This window comes from Lysinibacillus sp. NPDC056959, assembly GCF_042674095.1.
GTDB lineage: Bacteria > Bacillota > Bacilli > Bacillales_A > Planococcaceae > Lysinibacillus > Lysinibacillus zambalensis.
This window is the reverse complement of the sequence record NZ_JBHURE010000005.1, coordinates 1-17,082: the sequence shown is the minus strand read 5'-3', so window position 1 is coordinate 17,082 and position 17,082 is coordinate 1. Positions and strand designations below refer to the sequence as shown.

General features: G+C 34.2%; 15 protein-coding genes and 1 pseudogene. 4 read left to right on the top strand and 12 right to left on the bottom strand.

The features are described 5' to 3' along the window. Window positions 1-471: 471 nt before the first annotated feature. On the bottom strand, window positions 472-1,218 hold the full coding sequence (locus tag ACFTQ7_RS07895) for a hypothetical protein (RefSeq protein WP_386828027.1): 747 nt from the start codon (window positions 1,216-1,218) through the stop codon (window positions 472-474). Between the two features lie 986 nt (window positions 1,219-2,204). Here ACFTQ7_RS07895 and ACFTQ7_RS07890 point away from each other — a divergent pair. After that, window positions 2,205-2,369, top strand: a pseudogene (locus ACFTQ7_RS07890) (hypothetical protein); the annotation flags it as partial. Between the two features lie 1,134 nt (window positions 2,370-3,503). Here ACFTQ7_RS07890 and ACFTQ7_RS07885 read toward each other — a convergent pair. After that, complete coding sequence (locus ACFTQ7_RS07885; protein WP_386828026.1) at window positions 3,504-4,523, bottom strand: aldo/keto reductase; 1,020 nt, start codon at window positions 4,521-4,523, stop codon at window positions 3,504-3,506. Between the two features lie 656 nt (window positions 4,524-5,179). After that, window positions 5,180-5,893, bottom strand: coding sequence for a ZIP family metal transporter (locus ACFTQ7_RS07880; protein WP_386828025.1), 714 nt, complete (start codon window positions 5,891-5,893; stop codon window positions 5,180-5,182). Between the two features lie 476 nt (window positions 5,894-6,369). On the opposite strand from ACFTQ7_RS07880, the gene ACFTQ7_RS07875 reads away from it, so the two are divergent. Beyond that, a complete protein-coding gene (locus ACFTQ7_RS07875) occupies window positions 6,370-6,645 on the top strand; it encodes a YqhV family protein (protein WP_054611762.1) in 276 nt (91 codons plus the stop codon). 101 nt (window positions 6,646-6,746) lie between these two features. Here ACFTQ7_RS07875 and ACFTQ7_RS07870 read toward each other — a convergent pair whose 3' ends face one another. The 4 genes from ACFTQ7_RS07870 to ACFTQ7_RS07855 form a co-directional block, all read right to left on the bottom strand. After that, window positions 6,747-6,932, bottom strand: a complete 186-nt coding sequence (locus ACFTQ7_RS07870; protein WP_386828024.1) for a hypothetical protein — start codon at window positions 6,930-6,932, stop codon at window positions 6,747-6,749. 93 nt (window positions 6,933-7,025) lie between these two features. Beyond that, on the bottom strand, window positions 7,026-7,283 hold the full coding sequence (locus ACFTQ7_RS07865) for a hypothetical protein (RefSeq protein ID WP_386828023.1): 258 nt from the start codon (window positions 7,281-7,283) through the stop codon (window positions 7,026-7,028). Between the two features lie 622 nt (window positions 7,284-7,905). Beyond that, window positions 7,906-9,705 (bottom strand): S9 family peptidase, encoded by a 1,800-nt coding sequence (locus tag ACFTQ7_RS07860; RefSeq protein ID WP_386828022.1) that lies wholly within the window; start codon window positions 9,703-9,705, stop codon window positions 7,906-7,908. A 430-nt stretch (window positions 9,706-10,135) separates the two neighbouring features. After that, window positions 10,136-10,633 (bottom strand): DinB family protein, encoded by a 498-nt coding sequence (locus tag ACFTQ7_RS07855; RefSeq protein ID WP_386828021.1) that lies wholly within the window; start codon window positions 10,631-10,633, stop codon window positions 10,136-10,138. A gap of 1,104 nt (window positions 10,634-11,737) precedes the next feature. Here ACFTQ7_RS07855 and ACFTQ7_RS07850 point away from each other — a divergent pair. Beyond that, window positions 11,738-12,157, top strand: coding sequence for an epimerase (locus ACFTQ7_RS07850; protein WP_386828020.1), 420 nt, complete (start codon window positions 11,738-11,740; stop codon window positions 12,155-12,157). A gap of 179 nt (window positions 12,158-12,336) precedes the next feature. Here ACFTQ7_RS07850 and ACFTQ7_RS07845 read toward each other — a convergent pair whose 3' ends face one another. The 4 genes from ACFTQ7_RS07845 to ACFTQ7_RS07830 form a co-directional block, all read right to left on the bottom strand. Continuing rightward, the gene (locus tag ACFTQ7_RS07845; protein ID WP_386828019.1) at window positions 12,337-12,870 is read right to left on the bottom strand and encodes a hypothetical protein; all 534 of its coding nucleotides are present in this window, start codon (window positions 12,868-12,870) and stop codon (window positions 12,337-12,339) included. A gap of 338 nt (window positions 12,871-13,208) precedes the next feature. Beyond that, on the bottom strand, window positions 13,209-13,376 hold the full coding sequence (locus ACFTQ7_RS07840; RefSeq protein ID WP_386828018.1) for a hypothetical protein: 168 nt from the start codon (window positions 13,374-13,376) through the stop codon (window positions 13,209-13,211). A gap of 50 nt (window positions 13,377-13,426) precedes the next feature. Further along, window positions 13,427-15,583: an ATP-dependent helicase gene (locus tag ACFTQ7_RS07835; protein ID WP_386828017.1), complete on the bottom strand. Its 2,157-nt coding sequence runs from the start codon at window positions 15,581-15,583 to the stop codon at window positions 13,427-13,429. 353 nt (window positions 15,584-15,936) lie between these two features. Continuing rightward, entirely contained in the window at window positions 15,937-16,197 is a 261-nt protein-coding gene (locus ACFTQ7_RS07830) for an ATP-binding protein (protein WP_386828016.1), read from the bottom strand. A gap of 216 nt (window positions 16,198-16,413) precedes the next feature. Here ACFTQ7_RS07830 and ACFTQ7_RS07825 point away from each other — a divergent pair, with 216 nt between their 5' ends. Next, on the top strand, window positions 16,414-16,797 hold the full coding sequence (locus ACFTQ7_RS07825; RefSeq protein ID WP_349657955.1) for a winged helix-turn-helix transcriptional regulator: 384 nt from the start codon (window positions 16,414-16,416) through the stop codon (window positions 16,795-16,797). A 64-nt stretch (window positions 16,798-16,861) separates the two neighbouring features. Here the strand turns inward: ACFTQ7_RS07825 and ACFTQ7_RS07820 are convergent. Beyond that, the coding region (locus ACFTQ7_RS07820; protein WP_386828015.1) for an IS3 family transposase at window positions 16,862-17,082 on the bottom strand (221 nt) is incomplete at its 5' end.

Here is a 17,082-nt window from a genome sequence, read left to right as displayed (position 1 = left end):
CAAAACAGTAAAATTAATGGGTTTATGATACTTTCAAATATGTTCAATCTACAATTGAGACTGCAACCAACCTTTCAGTAAATTTGTACACTAAGCAGAATAAACTTTATAATTAATTAGTTGCTTTTCCACTAATTAAAGTAGTTAGAAGTTCCTGTTATCACATTCAATTGTGAATTTTCCGAAGAATGTGTGTTAGTATTAATTTGTAGAATGTATAATGTCTTTTAAAATTAACTACAATTGTGTTATAGGTGGTGGTATCTTGAAAAAAGACATAATTAAAGTGGTATCCGTTTTTGGTATAGGTTCTATTTTAGTTTTATTGGTCCCTTTTGCATTTAAATTGCTTTTATAGGATGTCTTGTTCCTCAATTAAATTAGAAAAAACAAGAAGCCTTTGATAAAAAAGGCTTCTTGTTTTTTGAAAATAAATCATTCATTTTACAAATCAACTAATATAGTTGTTATTTAAGCTTTAAAACAAGCTATAACTGCTGGTATATTAGCTCCACCTATCACAAAAACTCCACCTACACAAGCTGCACAAACAGGTACTATACCAGTTCCACAAGCTCCGATGCAAGTTGCTGCCACAATTCTTGCTACAGTTAAGTCAATTAAGAGTACCCCAGCAAGACAAAGTGCTACTTCTCCGACTCCCAATGGTTGTACAATGTTTTCTCTCACTTCAAGGTTTTTAGCTTTATCGATGGCTTTCTGTACTTCACTATTGCTTAAATATTCAATATCTGTAACTTTTTCATTAAATAGGTTTCCGTCATTGTATGTGGCAATTGCCACTGTATTTTCTGTACTTTTTGTTATTAATGTCTCACTATAAGTTAATATTTCGTCATTTTGAATAACTAATGTTAAATTACTTAAAGGGTTATAATCCTCTGATGCAATTGGAATTGTCAAAACCGTATACGTTTCATTATCAGCAGAAATTTCACCAACATTAGCGCTACTATAATTTAAATCAGCGTCTTTAGCATTAGATACAACTTTATTCATTGATATTGCATCTTGTGCTATCTCTTTAATTTCTTGAACTTCACCTGGTTCTTCTACCACACTTAACATTTGTGCAGTTTGACTTAACTTTTCAAACTCATTAGATTGTGCATTGGTCTTTAAGATTGGACTAGACCCTCCGAATACAAATAGTGCTAATACCGTCAATACTGCAATGGTTCTTTGCCATGTTTTCATTCGAATCTCCCCTTCTCTCAGTCATTTGGGAATTATGGTTATAGTTCCCAAATGACTTAACTATACCAAACATTCGGAAAATTTCAACTGCTATTATGATTTTTCTATAAAAATATATATTAATTATTGGAAATAACATTATTTTCAAAGCTACTCTTATCATTAAGAATTAACTTTATCTAGTATAAAAATAAAAAAATGCACACCACTAAGATTTCGCTTAGTAATGTACACTTTTGGGTATGAAAGCTACTTTAATTTTGAAAAGTGTTATAAGGTGGGTTTTAATTAAACATAAACTATCCGTCTAAGGTCTATTTTAGTTTATTAATTGAATGATATTTTTAACGAATTTGTATAATTATTATGTAAAAACTAGCTAAGTCCCTCATATGATATTGGACAAATCTATATTAAGGGAGGGTTTGGATACGTCAACACCCCATAATATCTGTACTTTTCGAGTTGCATTTGTGAAGTTCCTTATAAATTTCATGTGAACGATAATGGGTTTTATTTGTACAGATAATAATTATATCTGGAGGTTTATATGTGGAACTATTTGCTGCCCTTGATGAATTTGTTTTGTATATTGAGATTGGAAAAAAATACTCGAAAAATACGGTTTACAGCTCTCCTTAACCTTTTTAACGGACCATGGCTGTTCAACCTGTTTAAATGACATTACTAAGACATAGGGTCTTTAAAAACAAAAACCTCGTTCGATCAATCGAAAAATTTCTTCCTTAAAATCGTTTACCAAATATTGTTTAAAGGAACATTACCTGACGTATGATTTCACGCAGCCATCGAATCACCAAAGTCCGATGACAAACTTCCTGTGTATATGACATTAACGGATTTTAAGCAGCTATTTGACCATTTAGAATGCGCCCAATCATGTTTTTCGATGCGGAATGAGCTAATGTTTAAATTTATTAGCAACAACAGGTCTAAGACGTTCTGAACTTGTTTCATTAACATGGGAACAAGTTGATTTAGTAAATGAAACGATTCGAATTGATGGAAAAAGGAAAAAAACGTATTTCGCCCCTTCATTCACACTTAATTCCGCTTCTTGCATCCTAGAAAGCTTCTTTAAAAGCATATCAAATTTATCAATTAGAACCTGGTTGCATGTCATCTTTTAAAAAAAGGCTGGCCTCCCACCTACCCGCTTCACGCTACATCACTTACGGCATACTTTTGCAACATGGATGTTACAGCAAAATAAAGAAAACGTTAATTTACGAACACTTTAAGAACTACTTGGTCATGAAAGTATTACATCAACTCAAGTCTATACACAGGTTGAGTACGAACAGAAGATGAAAGCAATTATTTTTTTGAATTTATTGATTCCTTCCTAGGAAAGAAACTACCCGAAATTAGTTTTCTATTATTAAATATTTCGTAACCGTATAAATGCGTTGGATAATTAGGTTGATAATGATTAGTCATTGACTGCGGTTGATATGGATAATTCATATTTGTTGGAGGGATTGTAAATCCTTCAGATTGAAAGCCGACTTTTGATGATAAGAATAAGGGCTTACTTCAGCTGTATGAAATGGTGATGTTACATTTTTACCTTCTAAAGAAGGTAGAAAATAGTTCAGTATTATTTGAATAAGGACTTGTATTTGATAACATTGAGTGTTCCATTTTTGAGAATGTTACATGAAATAGAGGTTTTCCTTCACCATATTGTAAGGTCTCTCTATTCCAAAGTGTAATTTGAACAGGGTGAAAGTAAGTTTATGTTTTCATAAGACATGGATTCCATCGTTTATTAGAATCAATTCATGGATCACCCGAATCAACACTGAGAATAATCCTCCTCTTTAGTGCTTGCAAGCAACAATACCCCCACGGTGTACGAACTAAGTTTGTTACCTACCGATATCAGATCGGTCTTAATATCAATACAGTACGCACTAAGACGAACAGCCAAGGCTTTTTTGAAAAAGCGCTTGGCTGCTGAAGTCTTTAGATATAAAATTCAATATATGCGAGATTTAGTAATTAGTGTGAGTAGCCATGTAAACAGAAATGGTGCCTTCATAATTGAATAAGTGTAGTAACGCTCCTTATTGTTAGGTGCTAATAATAGCTCTACAATCGCATCACGTTCAGAATTAGCTAAATGATGCACGCATCCATCCTCACTTACCTGCTTGGTATATTATAAAGTAACCAGTTCTGAAGGGAGTCGAATCCCCTGTTAATTTCCAGGTCTGTTCAGGTGAAGCTCAAGTTTTAATAGATGTGTATATGCCTTTTCATTACTCTTTTAATTTAACATCGATTGGAAGTGGTGCATTAGGTGCTACTAGTTTTTGTATACGCATTTCTTCCCAGAATGCTGCCGGAATTACCGTGTTCAATGCAACTTTGTCTTCTGCAATTCGCTCTGGTTTACTTGCACCAGGAATGACAGCAGCAACTGCTGGGTTCGCCAATGAAAATTGTAAAGCAGCCGCCTTGATGCTGATTTGATGACGATCTGCAATTTGTTTGATTTTCTCCACTTTCGCCATAATTTCTGGTGACGCTTTTTGATATTCGAAGTGAGTACCTCCCGCAAGAACACCTGAACTATATGGGCCACCAACGACAATATCCATGTTATTTTTTTTAGCTATAGGCATTACTCGTTGTAGCGCACGTTCATGGTCTAATAAAGTGTAACGACCAGCCAGCAAGGATACATTTGGCTTTGCTTCTTCCAGGTCCAGCATGAGTTCAATTGACTCTACTTTGTTTACTCCAAGTCCCCACCCTTTAATGACTCCTTCATCACGTAAACGTGTGAGAACACGAAATGCCCCTGTTCGAGCAGTTTCAAATTGTGCAATCCATTCATCGCCATAAAAGTCTTGCGCTAAATCATGAATAAAAACAAAGTCTAGACGATCTGTTTGTAAACGTTTCAAGCTATCCTCGATAGAACGAAGAGTTGCATCAGCACTATAATCATTGATAATTTTATTCTTACGGCCGAATTCAAAAAGTCCACCTTTCTCACCTAAATCACGTGAAGATGGATCTTCCAATTCATCTGAAATAATTCGACCTACCTTTGTACTTAAAACGTACTCATCACGATTTCTTTTCGATAATGCTTCACCAAGACGAATCTCCGCTAAGCCAGAGCCATAAAGCGGAGCTGTGTCAAAGTAACGAATACCACTCTCCCATGCCGCATCTACAGTTGCTATAGCTTCTTCTTCGGGGATGTTACGGTACATATTACCAAGCGGCGCAGTACCAAAACCTAGTTTTCCTTGCAGTATATCTCTCATTTAAAGATCCTCCTAAAAATTTATAGTAAGAATTGGATTGAATAGTGTGATTAGATTAAAAAACAATGACTGAATAATATTTCATCACCTGACATGATAAATCGTTTAATACCTTATTACTCATTTCCGTCTTACAAGTATCATTATGAAATATATTTAACATCATGAAAAGTACGTACTTCAAAGTGCTTTAGAAACAAAAAAGTTCCCTATATATCCTTTATATAAGAAAAGAAACTTAAACAGCTTGAATTAAAAAGTTTATGCCTGATATAGCTTAAAATATATTAACAACAATATCGTAAAGGAAGGAGATGATGTATTTCTTCTTAAGGTTACACTGTTCCACCTAAAGTCGAATATTTACTTACCGAGGATGTTGTCTTTAGATAAAATGTAAGTTTTTTGTTTACACAGTAAAGTTGCTACCCTTGTAATCACATACATTACAATTTCAATTCTAGAAAGTTTTCTTTCTAACCTGTTATATTTCAGTTGACTGAAATATATAGCCACATTTTCATTGTCTACTTATAGGGGATCATACCAGAGAGAGAAATTTTAATCATATTCGAATACAGCTTGTTTTCAAAATTAAGGAGACACAAAAAAAGGATTGAACAAAAAATATCAATCCAAAAAGTACATACATTTAATTATAATAACTTCAGATAGAATCCTATTATCCCTAGTCCTACTAGAATACAAATTAAAACTTTTAATGTTGAAGATTTGATTAATGCTGGGTATAAAATTTCTGATACTGTAACCATGAAAATTATGCCTATTGTAATACTAATTAAGATTGTGTTTATTGACTCGTGTTCAAATCTTAAAAATCCACCAATAAAAACGCCTATAGAAACTGGAAAAGATACAATAAGGGAAATAAAAAAACCAATCAAGATATTTGAACCTGCTAAAATCATAGGAATAAATAAAATAATTCCTTCTGGGATACTATGGAATAAGAGTGTTTGTAATAAAGTCATTGTAAATTCGGGTTCTTGATTTGCACCTAAAACAATTCCCATAGGTATATTGTGAACCGAGAAACTAAACACTAATATTAAACCAGTACGAATATACAGTTTTTTCATTGAAGTACTCTTTATACCTTGTTTATTGTGCAACCGATTATGCAATACTTCGAATATGAGCATCCCTATAGTAAATCCAATAAAGGTACTTAACCAACCACCAGTTTCAATTGCTTCTGGGAAAATTTCGAAACTAATTAAGCCCAAGATAATACCTGCACAGAGTCCATAAATGATATCTACCTTCTGTTGCAGCCCCTTAAAAAGCCAAGCTATCGTTCCACCTAACAATATCCCTGAAGAAGTACATAAAAAACCTAGTAGCCACATTCCACATTCACCTTTCAATGGTTATAATTAGTGGTATGATTAACTAGCTGTTTTTAGCACACCAGTCATTTTTATTTAATTAAAGAAACAAGCTTTCTTTTATCCATTTCATATTTATCAGGGATTGATGGCAGTATAAGAACAGGATAATGTTGTGTTTACTCTTGTTATATCCGTATTTTCCTAGAGGGCGTTCTACTTTATCTACTTTCCTATAAATCTTTAGCATTTTATTATATGCACCTATCCAATTTCCCTTTAAAAAAAGAAAATGGATTTATAAAACTGATTCCATTAATAACTTCTTTGAATTTTTAACTAGAAATTCACCTTTAAAAATTAACACCAATAAAGCATAGTTGAATATTTGATACGAATAATACATATATTGGTTTTAATATTACATTAAAACAGAACTCTATAATTATCCTAATGATGGAATTATAATATAAGTGAAAATTATCTATAAAGATAGGATGATGACAATTATTGAAAAATCGGTTCTTGCTATGGTTATTTTACGTGTATTGTCTGGAAGTATTGAAGTAAGTGCTGGATTGTTGATGCTAAAGTTGAATAATTTAGAAAAAGCATTCTATATTAATACAATGCTTGCATTGGTTGGTCCAACAGTGTTAATCGTAACGACAGCAATTGCATTATTTGGACTAGCTGACAAAATTCCTGTGACGAGAATCATTTGCCTATTTACGGGAATAACACTTATTATTATTAGCTCACATGTTAAGTAAGACCACGTGCATCACAGGCTGTCCCACTAAGGTATTTATTTTATGTAAACTAAAATTAGAATACGTTACCCTCTGTATTTGTATTGTATATGGACAAGCTTTTAGACATTGTATTCCTCTACTTCCTCAAAATTATTCATATTAATAGCTATGAATTTCATATTACTACTTAATGCTTCATCTCGTTCCATAATAGAGTCCAATACAATTGTATTTATTTCTCCTAAATGTTCCTTTGGTTCTAATCTAGTATTACAAGCAGCAAGAGCATCATCATAAACAGACAACTAAAATATTTAAATTTAAATTTTCCCCCGTCCTTTTATTTGGTGTATTTTGAATTTATTTCACTAAACTGTTCAATTAGCTCAATCAGTACATTATTTAAGCAACGTTTGAAGACTAGGTGCATACACGATTAGTGGAATAAGCAAAATTACTGCACCAATTTTTTTAATTTCCTTTTGTAATAGTAAAAGAGAAGTTATGAAAAATAATGGGTAAATAATAAAAGTAATTATTAATACACCATCAACTAATTGATATAATTTTCCTGTAATTGCACCTATGAATGGGATTGAAATCCATTCTAGTAAGCTAAACACAATAACCAATATCCACAACCATTTAAGTGTCATCACTAATAACCTCAATATCCTTGATTGGTTAAAAAAAGTAAAAACTCTTATTTCACTTTATCACCAATTAATATTTCAATTTCTTGTATTAATTTTACCGAATAAACCTAATTGCTGATCAACTTAAGTGTTTCCCCGTTTCATTTAAGTTTTCGCAAGGTCATAAAAAGGTTTCATTCGTGACTTTTTCAAAAAGATAAAATTCGTGTTTTAACCGATTTATAGTGTATCCAGCCGATGGACGAAGGGCATTTCTACTATTTAAACACGAATATTTATAATGGTTAAACTCTAAATTGTTCGTTAATTGTATTCATCAGGAATTTTTGCAAACAAATCAGCACTTACTTGTATTTTTGCAGAACTGAATTTAACTGAATTTACTTGAAATGTATTAATATCAGGGAGAGTACCTCAACTAGATATGATTTGCTGGAATATCTTCTAGTGGATTCGATCCCTTACTAGCACATGTGGTGGAGTTTATGTAGTAACACAAGGGATGTTGGTTGGTTTATGAAAAAGACTAGGTTCTATCATAGTAGAACCTAGTCTTTTCATTTAATTTTAAAAAGAATGGTTTTCTTCCCAGTCGGGATTCTTTTTTCAATGATACGTATCGTTATGCTTTCACTTTAGATCCAACGAATTGATTAAAAAATGAGAGGATTTTTTGATAAACAGCAATTTCATTTTCTTTTTTAGAGAATCCATGTCCTTCGTCTTCAAGAAGCATGTACTCGACATCACGACCTTTATCTTTTAAAGCTTGCACGATTTGATCAGATTCCTCTTTCACAACACGTGGGTCATTCGCGCCTTGGATAACGAGCATTGGATTGACCATGGTTTCTAAATACGTTAATGGTGAGTATTCAATGAGTTTTTGCTTGTCTCTTTCAGGATTTCCTACCCATTGATCCATAATTGGCTTCCAGTCTTCAGGAACCGAGTTGATAAATGAGAACAAATCAGATGGACCAAATATGTCCACTACGGCTTTGAAATATTCAGAATGTCTACCGTGAAGCAATAAGGCCATGTATCCTCCATAACTTCCGCCCATCAATAAAATATTGCCTTTTTCCGCGTAGTTATTATCAATGAGCCAGTCGAGACCAGCTACATTATCAAGGCGTGGGCCGTGTCCCCAGTCTCCTTCCACCATTTTCATGAAAGCCAATCCATAACCTGTCGAACCACGGAAATTCGGAGCAAAGATGCTATACCCATGATTTAAAAAGAATTGGAAGGAAGCTCTAAAAAATTTACGCTCTGCAGCTTGCGGACCACCATGCGGCCAAAAGATGATTTCGCCATTATCAATTTCCTTTTTAGCTTTGAAAAATAAGGACTCTATTTCAAGTCCGTCAAAGGAAGAATAAGTAATCACATCCGGCTCAACTAATTCGCTTTGATCTACACCTGGAACTGTGTATCCCGTTAAAGATGTCCAGCCATTTTCCTTAAATTGATAAATATTATGCGGTTTCGTAGCCCCTCTTCCTAATAAATACAAACTACCAGATTTTGTGACTATAAGTTTTTCGATGACACTGCATGGTGAATCTAGTTCTTCCCAATTATTCGATAGCAAATCATGCATGTATAAATGATCTTCTACACCTTTTTCACTAACTACATACAGGCACTGCTTTTCTTTGTTATATTTCAACGAAGTAAAGCTTTCATTCTCCAAATCTTTCAATTTTACAAACTCATTTGTCTCTAAATTATACGAAGCTAAATACGTAAAATCAGCATCGTAATTCGTTAATAAATAGATGAGCTCATTGGATACAAAAACTGCGTCACTGACCGTATGTTGCTGATCTGTTGGCGGTGTTAGAAGAATATGTTCCTCTCCTCGTTTGGCGTATAGGAGTGTATACGTATTTGCAAAATGTTTATAGTAGAGGGTTACCTTTTCATTCGGGCTAAAATCGATTAAAAAAGTGGGTGCATCTTTTCCCTCAAGTACTGTTTCTTCCTCACCAGTCACCAAGTCATAGACATATGCATTTAAATACGTAGGATTTCCTTTCGAAGATGTATAATAAAGCTTGTTCCCATCTTCTGATAAAATTGGCTTAGCATTGCGAGTTCCTTCTTCATAAATAATTTTCTTCATTGTCCCACCTTGAAGTGGAAGTCCATAAAATTGCGTATTTTCGTCCCCGTTCTGGTCAAAACCGGCAATGATGAACCGTCCTTGTTTATCATAGAGTAGTCCTTGACAGCTCTGGTCAATAATAGTAAGCGGCGTCGGGAACGTATTTGGTAAATTCATGGCCCATAAATTATACTTACCACTTAAATTAGTACTGAAAACGAGTTGTTTTTCATCTGGACAAACCGCAAAATCCCCAATCGAAAATGTTCGTAAAAACTGTTCTACATCTGGTTTAGAAAAAGATATCATAATAAAAACTCCTCCTTTTTTGAATTAAGTGAAAAGTCTATCTATTCATACAATACCATTATTACACTTTAATGTATATTTTGAGGTGATAGATATTATCTAAACTTTGATTATAATAGTTAAAATCATAATACTAGTTACAACTCAGTGATTGAATAATATCACCGTTTAGTATTACGGTATCAAACATTTCAAGTTTTTCTTGGGCAATTTTCAAACGTTCTATTTGCTGTTCTAAATACCATGTTTAAGACTCCAACAAAAATTGCATTATTCCTCTTTAAAATAAAAAAACGATTTCCATCATCAGAAATTCGTTTTTTTCATTATACTCCTCGCATTGTGTTGTTTCTGTTATCAGTAGTTGTTGATGTTATCGTTGAAGAACAGCCATTAATTAGTAGCTGCACTTATTGTCCAAAAACTTAGTTCATTGGGCTTCCTCGTCGACTGAGGGACCGTAGATGCCTGGCACCGAAATATCAAGTAGGCGCAAGTATACCCCGAGCTGTGCCCGATGGTGGACCATGTGGTTTAATCCGAAGATGCGGAACGCAATTGCTCTTGGCTCACGGCGGATGATTTGGTCACCGTGGCGCAGCGTCCATTCCTCACCGAGCGTTTTCTCGTCACATTTGGCCAGCAAATTTTTCAATTTACCGATGTTTGCGTCAAACTCATCCAGAACGTCAGATTGTTTTTCCAAAGGCTTTCGTCGCAGCGGCACGGTTGAAAGATCAAACTCTGGGTACTGAAGAATTGCGATTTGCCAATTCAGCAGATTGATCAGGTGCGTGGCCAGCTCGCCAAGCGTCATCGATTTTTCATGTGGTTTCCATGACATATGCTCCTCGGATAAGCGTTCCAAAATGCGACGCGTAGTAGCCAATTCATTCGTTGTGTCGCCAACAATCAATTGTTTAACCATAAATTTCTCTCCTCCATTTGGTTAGCATATTTTAAATTCCATTCGAGTAGAAAGCTACAGTCTCAAGAACTGTTTCCGATAAAATCTGTGCCGTACGAAACTGGTTATATTTTTTAGTGATCCACAGAACAGCGCTCAGACGAATCGAGAATCATTTTGACGGGTACTTGGTTACATGGATTACGCTCAGGTCAATTTGAAGAACATAACAAAAGCGCTCGAAGGATCCTATTTTTTAGATGAGTTCTCTTCTTTTACTTTGTTATTAATTTTTGAGTAGAAATCCCAACTTTTTAAAACCACCCAAAATATAATGACTACTAAAAATGAATAGCGTTTATATTCGACAGGAAGAAGCACAATAAGTAATATTGTCATGATAAAAAATGGTGGCATAAGTATCCAATAACGCTTATTTTTAAAGTGTTTTATTACGATTCCCTCCGTTTCATTTAAGTTATGGGTTAGGTCATAAAAAGTTTCATCGAGACTTTTCCCGAAAGAGAATATTCGTGTTTTATTCGATTGATGAAGTATCCAGCTGATAGACAAATGGCACTTTCTTCATATAAACACGAATATTCTATGTGGTTTTATTGAAAAACGTCCGTCAATTAACGTTTGTCAGGAATATTTGCAATCAATCGTCCTAACTATATATTACTTCAATCTCTCTCTTTTCCAAGGTTACTCAAGGATTTTTACATTGTTTAATGATCATTTTTAAAGTGTATTCGTCTTATGTTTCGCTAATTCTCATTGCTAATAGGAATAGAAAAGTTGCAGCCAAAACAATTACATTTCCTAATAAGCCGAAATGTCGAATTTTGATACAAGGATTTCAATCTTATAATTTGAAATAAAACTAACTTCCTGTTAATAGCAATGGCTTCTGCAGTAATCTTACTCATTTATCGCATAGGCAGTGCTGACTAACTACAGATTGTGAAATGCCTAGAACAAAAAATGCAATATTGCATTATTTTCTTCAACCCAATAAACATACGAAATGTGATTCTTATCAGAAAAAATAATAAAATCCAGATGGTTGCTTCAATTTGATATAATGAACCAGCATTTTTATATTATTTTTTCGGAGGATTTATGAGCAACCCAAATAAAAATAAATATTTAGCTTCATTAACTATTATTGCTAGTTTAATATTACCAATCTTTCTACCTGCATTTATTATGATGGCCCTAGTTAATTTCATGCCTAATGAAATTACTCATTCAGGAATAATGTCATTATTTATATTATCAATTGCGCTATTTATAATTGCTGGTATTTTCACTAAAGTATTAAGCCTTGTAGGTTTAACTGAACAAAAAATAGAAGAATTAGGCTTTCTAGGTTTTATTATCTCTGTTTTGACGTCATTTATCTCTATAGTTGTAGGATATTATTGGATGAAAACTCTCCACTTCACTTCTGTTGAGTTATCTACTATTGGAATTTTAATCATTGCAGCTATCACTACGATTGTTTTAACAGCCCTAATAAAAATTTTAGAGAAGTTATAATCAACACAAATGCCCAGGCTCAATATTAATTGAGACCTGGGCATTAAAATTATGCAGGTAACTACTTTTTTCTTCTGTTACTAAGTGTGAAGTTGCAGAATGTACTTCATCACATACTCCTACTTCTGGCTTCCACAAATATAGGTAGGACATTACTAAAAACGTTTTAGCAGTTTACTCTAAGAAGCCTTTGATGGTGTATACGTAATGTTTTTTCTAACCTTTTGTTTTATGTTTTTAAATCGATGTTCAATCCCAAGGTAACGATCTAAACTTAAAACATAACTCTTGTTTAAAAATAGCAATATACAAAATGCACTAGTATAAAGAGTTAAACTAATTAAATTCATATTCCCAGAAAGAATAAAATTTATATGCATAAAAAGACAAATAAGAACTGAGGGAATGATCATTAATCCTACGATCAGAACAATCCCGATACTAATTTGAACGATTGGAATCGTGTAATTAAAAAACATAATATGCTTTAATGCGAAGTGTTCAATAAAATACTTATAAAATTCCGGTACATTCGGTTTGTCTAGTGCCATCATTAAGTAATTTTTAATAAATATTCCTGGTTCACTAAACCAATTTTTCTCTGTAATTTTCGATATACCAGCAAAAAGCCAGCCAATCCCAAAAAGCAGTCGCATTAAAGTAACTAATGATTGAAAGGCTTGTTCTCCAAATCGTGTTGATATTAATTTCATATGCTTAATTGTCCTCTACTGTTTATTTGAGAAGGTTTGCCCTTCTCTGTAAAATTCTTGCTTACTATTAATTTTTATTCCTTCAAACTTTACTTTATTGGTTTTTAAACTCTTTCACATTTTCAACTTGACGAGTTCAAAGATCTTCCCTCTTTTCCTATAAGGGTATAGCCATTTTTCCAGGTTTTTATGTACATGCCACAACTACTTTTCGAAACATTTACCCTTTTTAATCGACAATGATAATCATTCTCAAGAAGAATAGCAGTAAAGATTATTATTGTCAATGGAATATTTAGGAGAGAAATTTATTAGTTTACGTATGTATAATAACTAGTTCAAACTTCCTTTAAAAATATGATTTCAAAGAGTGGAAGGCAACAAACACTATTATCAACTTTGCCACTACTTCGCTGAAATTTGTAAGAATCAATATATGGATTTTGCTCCACTAAATGAGCAGCTGCAGCTAACCCGATTGGACCAGCACCAATTAACCCCTTCAAAATAACACTACTATAAAAGCGTATTCGAAAAAATCCCGAATACGCTTCATTTAATCTTCCATCTTTTCTAAATAGCCTTGCTGTAAACATGTATCCGTCAAAAACTTCTTAATCCCCGAAGCAAATGACAATTCAATTGTGCTACTCGTAACAGCTAATATTTCCCCTTCTCCAAAAATCATATGCTTTACTTTTGAGCCGACGATTAACGATGACTCAGTTGTAATCGTCCGCTCATTACGGTATTGCTTCAGTACTTTACTCGTATTTTTCGGCACTTTCTTTGGCAATTCCTGCGGTGAGACGATTTGTTTTAATGACTTCATGAAAATCGATGGCACTACGCTTGTTTTAAAGCGTTTATTATACGAAATTAATTCCAAATGGCGAATCGCACGCGTAATACCGACATAAAAGAGTCGTGCTTCTTCCTCGCTTTCTTCTTCTGCCTCACTAGGTATAATCCCCTCAATCAAGTCAATCAAATACACACGGTCAAATTCCAAGCCTTTTGAACTGTGCAATGTTGTCAGTGTAATTGCATTCAATTCATTTTTCATATGAGACGAACGTGCTAAATTTTCAAGTTGCATCAAACGACCCGCAAATTCGGTCATCGTCGACGTATGACGAGCAATTGAGTCAAGTACATTCACAATATCTAGTAAATTTTCATAATTAAAACCGAGGTTCTCACTCATATTCTTTAAAGTACGCTCATATCCAATGTCATAACGGATATGCTCTAGCATAGCTGTTGGCGTCGTTTTATCAAATTGAATGCTATCATACGTTTTGCGAATCCGCTTAATATATTCATGCTGATAATCCTTTAACTCAACATGCTCTAATAACTGTGTGAATACACAGCCATCTGTCGGTACTTTCTGTAGCGCCTTCAATTGCGTGGGTGTAATATAAGCATTCATTTTTCTGTAAACTTTTTCAAATACCGTGATATTTTTTGTATTGTACGCTAGACGCATGAAGTTCATAATATCCTCTACGACCCAATGCGTGAAAAAGCGAATCGTGGAATCTTTCATATAGAAAGGCAAACCTGCTCTGTCAAACGCGTCCATAAGCGGAATGGCTGACATATTATTTCTATATAAAATAGCCGTTGAGCCGCGCTTAGACTGATTTTTCAACTGGTCCACTAAATATTTGGCCTGTAAATTGTAATTCTCTAAGATTTTAAACGAGATTGGCTCTGCTGCAGGATTTTCCGTAAACATTTGTTTGTTGAAACGCTTTTTATTACGCTGAATAAATATATTGGCTGGCTCTACAATCGTTACAGATGAACGATAGTTTTGCGTCATAAGTAACACTTGAGCCTCCGAATATATCTTTTGGAAATTCAACAAATAATCTGGCTCTGCACCGCGCCAGCTATAAATGGCCTGATCCTCATCCGCAACGACGCATAAATTTTGATGGACTGCGACGAGCTTGGCGATGATTGCATGTTGAACAGGCGATGTATCTTGACTTTCATCCGTTAAATAATAATCGTAACGGCGTTGGTATTGCGCCAACACCTCTCGATTATTCGTGAAAATATCATTCGCCATTAATAGCATATCGTCAAAATCAATTAACAAACGGTCACTACCTGTGCGTTTATATTCCTCATAACGCTGTAAAATCTCGATTTTTCTAGGCACCTTTACTTCTGCAATTTCCCATTCCTGTTCTGGCAGCATTTTATTTTTGATAAACGTTATGTACGTCAGTAGCTCGTCTAACTGATCTTCGGTAATTTTTGAGCCATTTAATTGTTCAAAAATCTCGCGAAGCACTCGTTTTTTTGAAACAATACCAGGCTTGTCCGATTCTTCGATGATGCCGTATGTAATGCCCTGTCGTTCAAGTGTCTGCCGCACAACTTGAAATGCTAAACTATGAATCGTCGAAAAATCAACCGGTGGCAAATTCGGGAAAAACTTTGCAAACCGCGCCTTCATATCACCTGCCGATGCCTTACTAAATGTGACAGCCTTTATGCGAGAAGGATTCACACCAAGTGCCTCAATCAAATAGCCAATACGCATAATAATCGTCGTCGTTTTTCCTGAACCGGGAGATGCTAATAGTAACAGAGGGCCATTCGTTTGTAGCACCGCCTGCGTCTGCACATCATTTAGACGAACGCCAAGTGAACGCTCCTTTTCCTCAAAAAACGCTTTTTGCGCTCCATTCATATCAATCGCTCCGTTCTAAAAAATCTATTTGTTATTATACCAAATGATGAGGATTCTTCCGAGGAAAGCTGCACATTATTAAAGCATTTAAGCGCCCCCTAGTGGTACAGTTACAATAGGAGGCAAAACTGCTTGCTATTTGCCAGCTGTAGCTACAAATAAAAAGCTATGAGACGCATCGAGATTCAGTAACACGTACCGTCGCCCATCTCGATTGCTCTCACAGCTCATAAATAAAATCATTTTTTTAAGAGCACCTTTTAATTTTTTAAAATTAGATTATTCGCTCTTGCTAATTTCTCCATTCGCAGTACATCTGCAATTGATCTCCATTTAATTCTGCTGATAAATTCTCATCCATCTTTGTCATTAGACTTTTCGCAATATATAATCCTAAACCTGTACTTTTTTTGTTCTTGGTTGATTAACTTTATAAAACGATCACAAAGAAAATGAAGATCGTATTCTTTTAATCCTTTGGCGGGATTCAATATAGTAAGTTGAACAGATGGTGAATTTTTAACAAGTTGAATAGTAACATCTTCACTCGAATGTTTAATCGCATTGGAAATTAAATTTTCAATTACACGTTTAACAACCGATGAATCCGCCAAAATATAAATTTCATCCTCTGGAATTAGGATTGAAGGTTCTATTTGTACATTTTTAATATCATCATAAAACCTATGTTTTTAACACTTTGCTTTTTTGAATGTGACATACTACTAATCTATCCTTTGATTTTTATTAGCATGTGTAGTAATATACATACATGCCTAAAAGATATGTAGGATACTTTTAGTTACTTTTAATGTTACAGGAGGTTTACAATGCAAAAAATTTATAATATTGGTGTTGAAGCTACGCTTGAAGTCATTGGTGGTAAATGGAAACCGGTCATTCTTTGTCATTTAAACCACCATGGTAAAATTCGAACAAATGAATTTCGTCGATTAATTCCAGGAATTTCACAAAAAATGCTTACAAGTCAATTAAGAGAATTAGAGCAAGATGGATTAATCCTTCGAAAAGTTTTCAATCAAGTACCGCCGAAAGTTGAATATTCCTTAACGCCTTATGGACAGGGAATGGAACCTATTCTGAACATGCTTTGTACTTGGGGCGAAAATCATGTTGAAGTATTACAGGATAAAGGCGAAGATGTAATTTTAAAACACCGTGATGATGATATAGCTATGCAGCAAACATCTTAATGAAGGAAAAAAGAGACTGTCAAACACTAAATTGTACCCTTTGTAAAGGACATTTTAAAAAAGGTTAGGAAACTTTTTGAAGCTGCTGTCTGTATTTTGCAGGCGGTAGCCTTTTTAAATTCCATTGCCCTCGATAATGATTGTAGTAAATCATATAACTCTTAATTTCTTTCTTTACTTCTTCTAACGTTTCACATGTTCTAATAGTTGTTTCATCTTTAAAATGCCCAAAGAATGATTCTTGAGGTGCATTATCCCAACAATTTCCACGGCGTGACATGGACT

Bases quoted from the DNA above. Each gene is read 5' to 3' on its own strand.
- ACFTQ7_RS07895 (WP_386828027.1), bottom strand. From the start codon at position 1,218: ATGAAAACATGGCAAAGAACCATTGCAGTATTGACGGTATTAGCACTA.
- ACFTQ7_RS07885 (WP_386828026.1), bottom strand. From the start codon at position 4,523: ATGAGAGATATACTGCAAGGAAAACTAGGTTTTGGTACTGCGCCGCTT.
- ACFTQ7_RS07880 (WP_386828025.1), bottom strand. From the start codon at position 5,893: ATGTGGCTACTAGGTTTTTTATGTACTTCTTCAGGGATATTGTTAGGT.
- ACFTQ7_RS07875 (WP_054611762.1), top strand. From the start codon at position 6,370: ATGATGACAATTATTGAAAAATCGGTTCTTGCTATGGTTATTTTACGT.
- ACFTQ7_RS07865 (WP_386828023.1), bottom strand. From the start codon at position 7,283: ATGACACTTAAATGGTTGTGGATATTGGTTATTGTGTTTAGCTTACTA.
- ACFTQ7_RS07860 (WP_386828022.1), bottom strand. From the start codon at position 9,705: ATGATATCTTTTTCTAAACCAGATGTAGAACAGTTTTTACGAACATTT.
- ACFTQ7_RS07855 (WP_386828021.1), bottom strand. From the start codon at position 10,633: ATGGTTAAACAATTGATTGTTGGCGACACAACGAATGAATTGGCTACT.
- ACFTQ7_RS07850 (WP_386828020.1), top strand. From the start codon at position 11,738: ATGAGCAACCCAAATAAAAATAAATATTTAGCTTCATTAACTATTATT.
- ACFTQ7_RS07845 (WP_386828019.1), bottom strand. From the start codon at position 12,870: ATGAAATTAATATCAACACGATTTGGAGAACAAGCCTTTCAATCATTA.
- ACFTQ7_RS07835 (WP_386828017.1), bottom strand. From the start codon at position 15,583: ATGAATGGAGCGCAAAAAGCGTTTTTTGAGGAAAAGGAGCGTTCACTT.
- ACFTQ7_RS07825 (WP_349657955.1), top strand. From the start codon at position 16,414: ATGCAAAAAATTTATAATATTGGTGTTGAAGCTACGCTTGAAGTCATT.